Raw genomic sequence first — 12,817 nt, 5'->3', positions numbered from 1 at the left:
TGGTCGGCTGCCCGAGTCCAACGGCCCGACGGTCAGGGCTGGCGCTAAACCTGTCGGCACACAGGCTGGAAGCCTATGCCACACAGGCTGGAAGCCTATGCCACACAGGAAGCCTATGCCACTTGGCATCGACGCAAACCACTGCTGTGACTCGGCACTCGCAGCTCTAGGTGTAGTTCCCGCAAAATCTTGGCGGGGTTAATGCGTTTGTTGGATTCACTGCGTCCCCCGCGCGAGCTGTCGGGCTGAACATCAGCAAACAGGGGAGCTGGAGTTGAAAAGATGTCAGCTGCGTCCAAGTAGAATTGACGCCGCAAAACGGGTTGCCCATCGGACAAGACGTACAGCGAACTGGGTGAGGGCTCGAGCAATCTGATGACCACTGGCACGATGTCGTCGATATGCACCAAATTCAAATAGCCTTCAGCTACGGGAATCGGCTCCTGTGACCGCAGTTTCGTCAGCAAGGGCACGCGACCCGGTCCATAGATACCTGCCAGACGCAATGAAGTGAAACGCTCTGGCGCGACATGCTTGTGCAGCCAGCCTTCGGCGGTGAGGGCGATTTGAGGACCAATGCGCTGCGGCTCGGTGGCTGAATGTTCATCCACCCAGCTGCCGTCGTTCTGGTGATAGACTCCAGTGGTGCTAAGCACGACCAGGCGTTGCAAATTGGGCAACTGCCGCAGCAAATTAGACAGGCCTACCACATGCGTCTCTGCGCCCAACCGTTCGTCGGCTCGATGCGGCACGGCGACCAGCGCGCACTGGGCATCGAAGCCCCAGTTTGGGTCAGCCTCTAACCAGTCGCTTTCAATCGGCTGGATGCCGAGCTGACGGAGCTCCTGGCCGGCCTGTCCGCCTCGTGTAACGGCGGCTACCTCACCGCCGGCGGCTTGCCACTGGCGAGCCACGGGACGGCCAACATAACCACAGCCTACGATCAGTAACGATCGGTACATTCCTAAATCCTTCCCACTTGCCCAGCCCCTGCGGGGGGCTGAGCCTGAAAAAATGGACGTCCAGAGGGTTTCATTTTGCCGCATACCTGCGAATAATCGCCAATGTCTCCACCGGCTGCGCCACTGGCAGAGTGCCGCAACTATCTAGCTGTAGCATCGAGACTTGATAACACCTGTGGCTGAGTTTGGCTGCCTTTCGCGGAGCGAAAGGGGACCTTTGTTTCCTCGACTGGACGATTGTAATGCGATTAGCCTTCGTCGCCTGCGTGGCATGCTTTCTAGGTGCGGCTAGTGTTAGCTTGGCACAAGATGGTCCCATCATTCTGCCGGACAACGGCACAATCATCGAGATCGCGCCTGCCCAGGACTCTCCGTCATCCGGCCTGCGACCCTCCACTAGCGACTCCGGGAAATCGAGCGGCGTTCAGGAACGCCGCGCCAGCAAACTGGCCGTCGATGGTCAAACCTTTGTCGATCTGGATCGCTCCCTGCAAAATGTGTACGCAGGTCGACCACCTCAAACGCTCAAAGAACTAAAAGCTCTAGAAGCCCAGCAATCAAAAGTCGCCGCTGCAATTCAGTCGGTGACGGTCAATGTGCGGCAAGGCGCTGCTCAAGGGAGCGGCGTAATCATCGCCAACAACTTTGTGCTGACCGCCGCGCACGTCGGCGGTCGCCCCAACCAAGAAGCCAAAGTGCTATTGAGTGATGGCACAGAATTGAAAGCCCAAGTGCTGGGCATGAATCGCAATGTCGACGCAGGTCTGCTAAAGATCGTCGATACCAAGGGCAAAGTCCTACCGTATGCAACCATCGGCAAAAGCGGCTCGCTAAAAGCCGGCCAGTGGGTCATCGGCTCGGGACATCCCGGCGGATGGCAGTCGGGCCGCGGAGCTGTGATTCGCGTCGGTCGTATTCTGAACTTGATGAATGACACACTCATATCGGACGTAGCCCTCATCGGAGGCGATAGTGGAGGACCACTATTCAATTTGAAGGGCGAACTGATCGGCATTCACTCGCGGATCGGTACCGATGTCAGCGACAATATGCATGTGCCAGTCGATACCTTCGAGAAAGATTGGGACCGTTTGAAGTCCGGCGAAGCCTGGGGCGTTCTGCCAGGTTATCGACCGATGATTGGGGTCGGACTAAAAGAAGGCGAGACGCGGGCTGTGCTGGGTGAAGTCAGCGGACCAGCGTTCGAAGCCGGTCTGGAGGTGGGTGACCTCGTCGTCAAGTTCGAAGATCAGAAGATCGAGTCATTCAAAGACTTGCAAAATGCAGTGTTGGGCACCTTGCCCGGAGATACCGTACGCATCGAAGTGCTCCGCGATAGTGAACGCATGCGATTTCTCGTGCGAGTCGGCGTCGCACCACAGTAATCGCCAACAGCATTCGCAACCGGCACTCAGACAAAATTTAAAGTCGACCAATTCTGGATCAGTGCCTAGCGCCCGCGGGCCGGCCGGTTGGTATAATCAGAATCTCGTCAGTTGCCGCTGAGGATAGCGGGACTCAGTTGATGAATGCATCTTCTTTGGGGCTGGACGCACCAGGTCGATGCGCTTAGGAAAGGTCCGACGAACGTGCGCGTCCCTCATCAATTGATGATTCTTTCGGCCATCGGCTTCGCGGCTCTGTCTATTACTAGGCTATTGCCTGAGTCGCCCATAACTTCTTCGATCAACGAGCAGTTGCAATTCGAACAAAGTTTGCAGCGCGACGACGATTTAGCTTGGCATGCGATCGGTGGTAACGAAGAAATGCAGTTGCTCGTGCAAGAGCCATCGCGCCGCAGTTCACGTCGCCCCAATATCGACAGCCCATCGAAATACAATCAGCGGGCCAGCTACGCCATGCTGAAAGCCTTTGGCGAAGCGTTGGGCGATAGCTGGAAGAGCACCGTTGAACTGGTGGCAGACGACGAACGTGTGGCTTACGGGACAGTGGTCGGAGCCGACGGCTGGATCATCTCCAAAGAAAGTCAATTGCCTACCGGTAAACTGATTTGCCGTTTTTCCGATGGCAATGAATCACTGGCCGAAGTTGTCGAACGCAGTTCGAGCCTCGACCTGGCCTTGATTCGAGTGCCAGATAAAGATCTGCCGGTCATCCAGTGGTCTGATAACGGCATCCCACCCCGGGGCAACTGGGTAGCCACCCCGAACATTCAATCGATTCCAGCGGCAGTCGGTGTCGTTAGCGCCGGCCTGATGACGATTTCAGCTCGCAAGCCAGTTATGGGTGTGCAGTTGAAAGAAGACAAAGGTCCCGTTATTCAAAGTGTCGTATATGGTTCGGGTGCTGATATCGCGGGGCTCTTGCCCGGTGACCGAATTCGGTCGATCGATGGTCGCTCGCTGGCCTCGCAAGCCGCGGCGCTGGAGTTCCTGGCTAAGTGCCGAGCTGGCCAGTCGGTAAGCCTGACCGTCCAGCGCGGTGAAAGCCAAGTTGATGCCCATGTCCGGATGATGGACTTTTCCGAAGACTTGCGCGATGAAACAGAAATGGAAGTCAACGGTCTGATTAGCGCACGCAGCAGCGGTTTTAGCAGCATCTACATGCACGACACCGTGCTCAAGCCCAATCAGTGCGGCGGACCACTGGTCGATCTGAATGGTCGCGCCGTCGGTATCAACATCGCCCGCGCCGGTCGCGTCAGCAGCTACGCTCTACCGGTCTCGGTAGTACGAGCCGAAGTGGATCGCATGCTGAGTAAAGTCGAAAGCAACCCGGTCGTGACCGCCAAGGTCGTATCGGATCGCTAAACGCGTAGAGCGGGCTGTCCTCAGCCGCTCCGCACCCTCTAACTTCACTCGCGGCTAACGGCCACTATGGGCGCAGAGGGCGCACGACGATCGCAGAGAAGAACCTCAGCGTTTTCTCAGCGGACTCTGCGATCTCTGCGTTTCAAAATGGAATCTGCGATCCGCCTAACGCACCATTGAGACACCCTGGGCCCACGCGGTCTGTGTAGAGCCAATGGCTGAGGACAGCCGCTCACTGACGGAATATACTTGGGTAGAGGCGATTATTCCGTCAACGCACAAAGGGGCCGCATGCCAACTCGATACGCTTCATCGATCTACTCCCGATGCCTGCTGATATGCACACTTCTGCTCAGCCCAGCGCCGAGCCCTGCGGCTGAACCGGCGAGTGTTAAAGAGCTGAAGACGGTAGCCGAAACGAGCCAGTACCGCGCCACGGCCACCGGAGCAGATACCGAACTGTTTCTGCGCCGACTGGCCAAACTGTGGCCTGGCACCGCGCTGGAATCGCTCGGCCAAACCGTTGAGGGCCGCGACATCTGGGGACTGATTGTTCCGCCGACAGGCGAAGGTCCGGCTGTCACCATGCTCCTGCTGGGTGGAATTCACTCCGGTGAATGCGATGGCAAAGAGGCTCTACTTGCCTTGCTCCGCGATTATGCCGCTGGTGAACGCGCAGACATTCGTAAGAATGTTAGATTGATCCTTGTGCCGAATTTCAATGCCGATGGCAATGAACGTCGAGGGCTGCTGCATCGACCTGGACAAGCTGGTCCGGATGATGGATCAGGCATTCGCGAAAATGCGCAAGGGCTCGATCTCAATCGCGACTTTGTCAAACTGGAAACGCCAGAAGTTCGCTCGCTGGTAGCCAGCTTGGAGCGCTGGAATGTTGATGTGCTAGTCGATGCGCACACGACCAACGGTTCATTGCATCGCTACGATCTGACGTATTCGGTGCCCAGTAACCCAGCCGCTCCACCACACATTCGCGAGATGTTGCATGGCAACCTGCTGCCCGAAGTAACAGAGCGCATGGCCAGTGCGGGTATCAACACGTTCTACTACGGCAACTTCGAAGACGAACACAAGAACTGGAAGAGTTTTGGTCACGAGCCGCGTTATAGCATCGAGCTAATGGGGTTGCGCGGCAAGATCGGCATCTTGGCCGAGTCCTATTCGTATGCGTCGTACGAGCGTCGCGTGCAAGTCACGTATCACTTTGTCGATGAACTGGTGCGGTACTTCAATAGTCATGCGCCAGAAGTTCGCGCTGCCCTGGATGGTAATTCAAATTCGACGGGTGCAGCGGGCGATTCCATCGAAGTGCCTTTGAAAGCCCAGCTGGTGCAAACGCGAGTTGACATTCAAGCCATGGGCTATCAACGATCCGACGGAGCCCTGCCCCGTCCGCCTTACAATGCGGAATCGGCTGCCAACTATGCAGCCCACGATTATCAAGTTGGTTTGTGGGTCACGGCAGAACCAACGGTAAAGACCACCCTGCCCAAGGCGTATGCCGTAGCGCCTCAAGCAGCTTGGGCACTGTCGCGTTTGAAGATGCAAGGAGTTGTTATCGAACAGCTGCAGCGCGGCTTGACCAGCGTCCCAGGTGAACGCTTCAATATCGATGCCATCGATCCCGGCATCGAGTTACAAAATCACAAACTCAAATCCATCACGGCTAGTGTCCAGCCCGAGCAGCTTTCGCTGGCGGCCGGTACGTACATCGTGCGTACCAATCAACCGCTGGGCATATTGGCCGCTTACTTGCTCGAGCCGGCTAGTGAAGATGGACTGGCCGCTTGGAACTTCTTTGATCCAGACTTGAAGGTCGGCGGCGAATGTCCGGTCCAGCGCGTGTTGGATGACTTGCCGCCAGCAGCCTTGACCGCAATCGATAAACTTGCGCCGACTGAGAAGTTGACGTTTGAACATGTCATGCGACCAGGCTCGACCGTCGAATACTCGACCAGCAGCAACAGCGGTGCGACTTGGATGGCAGGCAGTAGTGAACTGATGCTCAAACGCGATGAGCAGTGGTTATCAGTCGATCCAGCTACCGGTGCCTCGCGGCCTAACGACGTTATCAAGAAGATGCGGGCGGCGTTCAAACAATTGCCCGAGTTCGAAAAAGACACCGAGGCACTGAAAGCGATCGGTCCAGCTACGTTAAAGGTCGAGCAACGTTTCGGGCTCCACGTCTACAAGCAAGATCTGTATTTTTTCGATGCCCAGTCGGGCACTGCTAAGCGCTTAACCGAATCGCCTAAAGAACAGGAAGAACTGGCCGAACTCAGCCCCACTGGCACACACGTCGCCTACGTCCGCGATAACGATCTATATTTGATCGATTGCCAATCAGGCTTGCAGCAGCGCATTACCAAAGATGGTTCAACAGAACTTCTCAATGGTATTTTGGACTGGGTATACCAAGAGGAAATATACGGACGCGGTCAATTCCGCGCCTTTTGGTTCAGTCCTGATGGCCAGCAATTGGCTTTCCTGCAACTGGATCAAACACCCGTGCTGGGTTACGCGGTCTCCGACAGCATTCACTACCGACAAGAGTTGGAAGAGACTCGCTATCCGAAAGCGGGCGATCCCCTGCCGATTGCCCGCATGTGGTTGGCCAACGTGGCTGATGGCGCATTGCGTGAAATCGACCTATCCGATTACCCAGCCGACGATCGCCTGGTGGTACGCGTTACCTGGTCGCCCGAGAACCAGTTGTGGTTGCAAATTCAGAATCGCATCCAGACGCAGCAAAGTGTTGTTGCGGTCGACGCCAGTAGCGCCAAATGCGTTCGCATGATTCATGAACAGAGTCCCGGTTGGATCGAGGTCTTGGGGCAACCCAAGTTCTTACCGGGGGGCGATTTTCTGTGGTTGAGCGATCTACCAGCTGGTCGGCGGCATCTGCATCGCTTCAACCAGGCAACCAAAAGCCTCAATCAGTTGACACAAGGCGATTGGGACATTGCCGATTTACAAGGTGTTACGGCGGATGGCCAGACAGCTTATGTCAGTGGCAATTACTCGCATCCGACTGAGTTGCATCTGCTGAGCGTCGATACCCAGTCGGGGCAGACGCAGCAGATCACCAAGCTGGCTGGGACACACCGCACGCGATTGAGCGAAGATTGTCGATACGTGATTGACAGCTTTAGTAGTTTGGCCAGTCCGCCGCGCACCATGCTGCAATCGCTGGACGGACAAGTATCGCGAGTTTTAGGTGCGCCGGTTATTGATCGTTACAAGTACGTGCAATTGGCTGAGCCGATGTTGATGACGATCCAGGCTCGCGATGGACTGGATATGCAAGCCCTGATCATGCTGCCGCCGGACTGGGTGGTGGGCAGTCAGCAGCGTTTGCCAGTTCTCTTTCATGTGTATGCGGGTCCACAAGCACCCACGGTTAACAACGCGTGGGGCGGCAGCAACTACTGGTGGCATCAATATCTATGCAGTCAAGGTTTTGCGGTTGTCTTGTGCGATAACCGCTCGTCGCGCGGTCGAGGAATCGCGGATACCTGGAAGGTCCATCGCGACTTGGGCAAAGTCGAATTGCAAGACATCGAAGATGCGGTCGACTGGGTCAGCACTCAACCGTGGGCCGATCGCGAGCGCGTAGGCATTTGGGGGTGGAGTTATGGTGGATACATGACCGCCTATGCTCTAACGCACAGTCAGAAATTCAAAGCCGGCATTTCGGGCGCACCAGTAACCGATTGGCGCAACTACGATGCCGTCTACACCGAACGTTACATGGATTTGCCGCAAAACAATGAAGCGGGTTACAAGAGCAGTTCGACAGTGGAAGCCGCCGCCGATTTGCATGGTCGCTTGCTGCTCATCCACGGAGAGCGGGATGATAATGTCCACCTGAGCAACAGTCTCCAGCTGGCCTATGCCCTTCAGAAAGCTGGCAAACCGTTCGACATGATGATCTATCCGAAGAATCGCCATGGCGTAGTTGATCCTCAACAGCGTTATCACATGTACAGCATGATGACCGAGTTTTTGGAGAAACACCTAAAACTAAGCCGAGGGCGTTAGCCGGCGTTAGCCCCGGTTATTGCTCCCACGTCGTGAACGTTTGGGAACCGAGGCTAACGCCTGCGGTTTAGTAGGCGTAGAATAGAAGTTGTAGTTGCGAATACGATTCATCGCTCAGTCACGAAATTTACAGGCTAAACGCCTATGCCATTTATGCTTCTCGGCGCTGTGGGTCGAGTCTTACTGGGTTGCTTGATATTACTGCCCGTTGTGGTTATCGCCGCCGATCCGGTGGAGGCTGAGCGCGGTTTTCAGGCGCAAGTTTTGCCGCTGCTGAAGCAGGCATGCATCGATTGCCATAGCGGAGCTGAGCCCGATGGTGGTTTGACGCTGGAGCATCTGAGCAACGTCAAAACGCTGATGAAGGAGCGGCGCGTCTGGCAAAAGGTAATTCAGCGGGTCAAGATTGGAGAGATGCCGCCGGTCGAAAGCGATGTCAAACTGACCGATACCGAGCGGGCTCAATTCGTTTCGTGGTTGGAAGTTGCCATCAATGATATCGACTGTGGCCGCACGCCGAATCCTGGCCGTGTTACTTTGCGGCGGTTGAATCGTCACGAGTACCGCAACACAGTGCGTGATTTGGTGGGCGTGGATTATGCTGCCGCCGAAGCATTTCCAGGCGATGACGTGGGGTATGGCTTTGACAACATCGGCGACGTGCTGACATTGCCACCGCTGTTGATGGAGAAGTACATCAAAGCTGCCGAAGCGATTGCCCAACAGGCCATCAAGGCTCCCGAGTCCGGGGCCAACTACGAATACTCGGCCACAGGCAATCAGCTCAAAGCCACTGGCGGGGCCAAGCCGGTCGAGCAACGCATGGATTTCTATAGCAATGGAGCAGCTGAATTCGGCGAACAAATACCCTGGCCAGGAACGTACCGCCTCGAGATCGAAGCTCATGGCGACCAGGCGGGTGATGAACCGGCTAAGTTGCTCGTTACGCTCGATGGCAAAAAAGTACGCGAGTTGTTGATCAAGGCCAGCGACGCCGAGCAAGCTCAAGCGATTGGCTTGACCCTAAAGTTGAAAGCGGGCCGCAGAAACTTTAAGTTCGAGTTCACCAACGACTTTTATCGCGAAGGCAAAGATGGTGCTCCCAATCAAGATCGCAACCTGTACATCCATGCAGTGCATCTAAATGGAAAGCAGCCATCCAAGCCACTCGATCCCCAAACGCTTCCCGACAGTCACAAGCTGATTGTGATTGAAGAACCCGACTCACAGATCTCGGCCGATAAAGCTACTCACAAAGTGATCTCGCGTTTGACTAGCCGAGCCTTTCGTCGCCCGGCTACCTCGGCTGAGGTCGAGCGTCTGGCTGGCCTGGCAGCCGCGGTGCGCGAGGAAGGCGAATCTTACGAAGCCGGCCTGCAAACAGCCCTGACAGCGATTCTCGTCTCGCCAAACTTTCTCTTTAAGGTCGAACAAGGCGCGGGCCCTGCCCTGGAGAAGTTTGCCAAGCTGAGCGATTACGAGTTGGCGACGCGTTTGAGTTACTTTCTGTGGAGCACGATGCCTGACGATCGACTGTTGCTGCTGGCTTACAAGAATCAATTGCATCAACCAGAGACGCTGAGTGCTGAAGTCAAACGCATGATTGCTGACCGGCGGTCCTCAAGGTTCGTCGAGAACTTCGCAGGTCAGTGGTTAACATTGACCAAGCTCGATAGTTTCGAACCCAACTCGCAGCAGTTCCCCGAGTGGAATGCTGAAATCAAACAGTTGCTCAAGCGCGAGACCTATTCATTCTTTGCGGGAGTCATGCGCGACGACTTGAGCATCCTGCAACTTCTCGATGCCGAGTTTACCTATATCAACGAACCGCTAGCCAAGTTTTACGGCATCAAGAACGTGGCGGGCGATCAGTTTCGCAAGGTGTCTACCGCAGGCTATCCCCGCAAAGGCTTGATGACGCAGGCGGCCATCCTGGCGGTGACCAGTAACCCAACTCGCACCAGTCCGGTCAAACGCGGCAAATGGATCCTCGATAATCTGCTGGGCGAACCGCCACCCCCGGCTCCCCCCAACGTTCCCGAACTGGACAAGTCAGAACTTTCAGGCAGTCTGCGACAACGGCTAGAACAGCATCGCGCCAATCCTGCCTGTGCCAGTTGCCATAACTTGATGGATCCCCTGGGCTTTGCTCTTGAAAACTTTGATGCCATTGGTCGGTGGCGGAAAACCGATGGTAAAGACAAGATAGAGAGCGAAGGCAAGTTGCCTGATGGTACGACGGTTCAAGGGGCAGGCGAATTGATTGCTCATCTGCGCACCCAACAAAGCGAGAAGTTCGCGCGCTGCCTTACGGAAAAGATGATGACGTTCGCCTTGGGACGCGGATTGGAATATTATGACAAGTGTGCGGTCGACAAAATCGTGGCTCGCCTGGCCGAAGACGACTACCGATTTTCGACCCTCGTAACCCAAATCGTGCTCAGCGACCCCTTCATGCGGTTCGGGGAACGTGAATAGGATGGATTCGAAGTTAACGAAGTTTGGTGCTAACAAGTCGGTACAAACAAGTCGGAAGGCTGCAGTCACTGCACAGGAGCAACCATGACCACGATTCCAAGACGAACCGTTCTGCGAGGGCTCGGGGCAGCGGTGGCCTTGCCATGGCTGGAGTGCATGGCACCGACGGCGTTGGCAGCGACGCCTAAAGATGCAGCCCAAGGACCGCTGCGTTTGATGTTCTTCAATGTGCCCAACGGCATTCACATGCCCGACTGGACACCGGCCGAAGAAGGAAAGAGCTTTGAACTACCCAAGACGCTGGAACAACTGGCCGACTATCGCAAGAGCATGACGATTCTGAGTGGCTTGACGCTCGACGGAGCGCATGCTCATGGCGACGGTGGTGGTGATCACGCGCGTAGCGGCGCGGCTTTCTTGACCGGCGCGCATCCGCGCAAGACCGACGGCGCGGATATACAGAATTCAGTTTCCGTCGATCAAGTTGCGATACAAGCTCTAGGTAAGCAAACGCGGTTTCCTTCGTTGGAACTAGGCCTGGAGGGCAGTGCGCAATCAGGCAATTGCGACTCGGGTTACAGTTGCGCTTACTCCAGCAATCTATCGTGGCGCAATTCGACCAGCCCGCTGGGGAAGGAGATCGATCCAGCGGCCGTGTTCGATCGCTTGTTCACCAGTGCCGATGCCGCCAGCGTAGCCAAGAACAAATCGCAGCGCATCGAACGTCGCAAAAGCGTGCTCGACTTTGTCATGGAAGATGCCAAGGGTTTGCAAAAGAAATTAGGTGCTGCTGATAACCGCAAACTGGATGAATACCTGTACGCGGTTCGCGATGTCGAGAATCGCCTGGTGGGAGCCGACAAGCTACGCGTAGGTGAAGATGGTATTCCAAACTACCCTCGGCCGGCCGGTGTTCCCAAGGAGTGGGATGATCATGTCCGCTTGATGATGGACATGGTGGCCTTATCAATCCAGAGTGATTCGACGCGCGTGCTGACGTTTATGTTTGCCAATGAAGGTAGCAACCGTGGCTATCCGGAAATCGGCGCTCCCGAAGGTCACCACGACTTGTCGCACCATGGCAAAAGTGCGGAAAAACAAGAGAAGGTTGCCAAGATCAACGTCTATCATCTCAGCAAGTTCGCTTACCTGGTCAAGCAACTGGCGCTTATTCAAGAGGGCGAGCGTTCGCTCCTGGATAATTGCTTGATCGTGTACGGTAGCGGCATCTCCGATGGAGACCGGCACAATCACGATGACTTGCCGATTGTCGTGCTGGGACGCGGTGGTGGTCGCCTGGAGGGTGGCACGCATCAGCGATTTGCGGCTCAAACACCGCTGTGCAATCTGTACTTGTGGATGCTGCAGCAGGTCGGCGTAAAAGCTGACAGTTTTGGGGATAGCTCTGCTGTACTCAACATAATTTGAAAAACACTAAGATTTCAATCCGCCCAGTGTAGCCTTAGGGGCCCTTGGTTTAGTATAGTGTTCATCTGTTCTCCCCTACATGCTGCAAGCCACCCACATTAGAGGGTGACAATGGGCGTATCTACGCCATCTGGCTTGAATCTCTCCCCTTGAGAGTCTATTCTGGGAGGGCGCCCCAATTAGAGGTTGTACTAGGCGAAGGCCGATCGTGTTGTACTCGTTGATCCCCCAGCTCACTACACTGTGTGCCCCGTCACTGTGTGCCCCGGTGTTAGGTAGCACTTCGCTATCTGACGTGCTGTACTTGTTGATCCCCCAGCTCGCTGCGCTGATTCTGCTTATAGAGCTCTTTGTGCGATGTATGCCCCAAGCTCTAAAGCGTGCGTCGCGCCAAAACTGCTATCGAGTTGATGGCACGCTGTCGGCACACCGCTCTCATCGTGAGCGCCGAGCTCGTAATCGTTTGCGTAGGGACCTGGTAGCAGTGATGCTGCTGGTGTTTTTGACCGGCAACGCGCTCTACTTCACAATCGACAGCAAATGCGATGTGGCTTCGCTGTTGTCCTATGTGGGTAATCGTGCGACGACGAGCAATACGGTGGAGGCGAATCTCGCCTTGGGCAAAGCTGTGCAAGCCCAACCTGGTTCGCGCGACGCCAACTCAGAAGCTGCGTATGAACGCATCAAGAAAGATATTCCCTGGATCGTGACGGCCAGTTCGGCTTGGTTAGTTCTGTGCTGTGTGGCGATCGGGTTTGGGGCGATGAGAGCCTATCGAGAGTTTGCCAATGGTGTAAACGCCAGGGCTGCGGAGCACTTTCATCTTGATATGACCCGCATGAGCGTATCGGACAACGAAATTGCAACCGAATTGTTGCAACGTGATTCCAGTCACGGTGCCGCCTAATGTGGCATAGGCTTCCAGCCTGTGTGCCTTCTGTGGCATAGGCTTCTAGCCTGTGTTCCATCCATCCACTGCGTCATGCGCTTCCAGCCAGCGGAACTCAATCAACTCGGTGCTTTCCGTTACATTCCTCCAACCATGCTGTTGGTCGGCTTTGGATTGCCACTCTGCGGATTTTAACTATTTTCGCCTTTTCCCAGGCTTTCTATGTCTCG

The 12,817-nt window shown here is 55.6% G+C and carries 7 protein-coding genes; 6 read left to right on the top strand and 1 reads right to left on the bottom strand.

Annotation, left to right across the window (positions count from 1 at the left end; translation table 11 throughout):
* Positions 1-113 precede the first annotated feature (113 nt).
* Complete coding sequence (locus tag SH573x_RS30865; protein ID WP_479352089.1) at positions 114-962, bottom strand: NAD-dependent epimerase/dehydratase family protein; 849 nt, start codon at positions 960-962, stop codon at positions 114-116.
* Positions 963-1,204: 242 nt separating this feature from the next.
* Between SH573x_RS30865 and SH573x_RS30860 the strand changes: the two genes are divergently transcribed.
* The 6 genes from SH573x_RS30860 to SH573x_RS30835 all read left to right on the top strand — a co-directional run bounded on the left by SH573x_RS30860 (position 1,205) and on the right by SH573x_RS30835 (position 12,605).
* On the top strand, positions 1,205-2,347 hold the full coding sequence (locus SH573x_RS30860; protein ID WP_479352088.1) for a S1C family serine protease: 1,143 nt from the start codon (positions 1,205-1,207) through the stop codon (positions 2,345-2,347).
* Between the two features lie 144 nt (positions 2,348-2,491).
* Positions 2,492-3,733 carry a PDZ domain-containing protein gene (locus SH573x_RS30855; protein ID WP_479352087.1) on the top strand — a complete coding sequence of 414 codons (1,242 nt, stop codon included), beginning with the start codon at positions 2,492-2,494 and terminating at the stop codon, positions 3,731-3,733.
* A gap of 291 nt (positions 3,734-4,024) precedes the next feature.
* Positions 4,025-7,792, top strand: a complete 3,768-nt coding sequence (locus SH573x_RS30850; protein ID WP_479352086.1) for a DPP IV N-terminal domain-containing protein — start codon at positions 4,025-4,027, stop codon at positions 7,790-7,792.
* Positions 7,793-7,936: 144 nt separating this feature from the next.
* Positions 7,937-10,270, top strand: a complete 2,334-nt coding sequence (locus SH573x_RS30845; RefSeq protein WP_479352085.1) for a DUF1592 domain-containing protein — start codon at positions 7,937-7,939, stop codon at positions 10,268-10,270.
* Between the two features lie 84 nt (positions 10,271-10,354).
* Positions 10,355-11,698, top strand: coding sequence for a DUF1552 domain-containing protein (locus SH573x_RS30840; RefSeq protein ID WP_479352084.1), 1,344 nt, complete (start codon positions 10,355-10,357; stop codon positions 11,696-11,698).
* Positions 11,699-11,906: 208 nt separating this feature from the next.
* Positions 11,907-12,605: a hypothetical protein gene (locus SH573x_RS30835; protein ID WP_479352083.1), complete on the top strand. Its 699-nt coding sequence runs from the start codon at positions 11,907-11,909 to the stop codon at positions 12,603-12,605.
* The last annotated feature ends 212 nt before the right edge of the window (positions 12,606-12,817 follow it).

The sequence above is a fragment of the Rania fehmarnensis genome, from assembly GCF_056494185.1.
Note: the sequence above shows the minus strand (reverse complement) of the source record. Positions and strands in the feature narration are given on the sequence as shown.

Excerpts from the sequence above, each read along its gene's own strand:
- SH573x_RS30840 (WP_479352084.1), top strand. The coding sequence starts at position 10,355 with ATGACCACGATTCCAAGACGAACCGTTCTGCGAGGGCTCGGGGCAGCG.
- SH573x_RS30865 (WP_479352089.1), bottom strand. The coding sequence starts at position 962 with ATGTACCGATCGTTACTGATCGTAGGCTGTGGTTATGTTGGCCGTCCC.
- SH573x_RS30860 (WP_479352088.1), top strand. The coding sequence starts at position 1,205 with ATGCGATTAGCCTTCGTCGCCTGCGTGGCATGCTTTCTAGGTGCGGCT.
- SH573x_RS30845 (WP_479352085.1), top strand. The coding sequence starts at position 7,937 with ATGCCATTTATGCTTCTCGGCGCTGTGGGTCGAGTCTTACTGGGTTGC.
- SH573x_RS30850 (WP_479352086.1), top strand. The coding sequence starts at position 4,025 with ATGCCAACTCGATACGCTTCATCGATCTACTCCCGATGCCTGCTGATA.
- SH573x_RS30855 (WP_479352087.1), top strand. The coding sequence starts at position 2,492 with ATGCATCTTCTTTGGGGCTGGACGCACCAGGTCGATGCGCTTAGGAAA.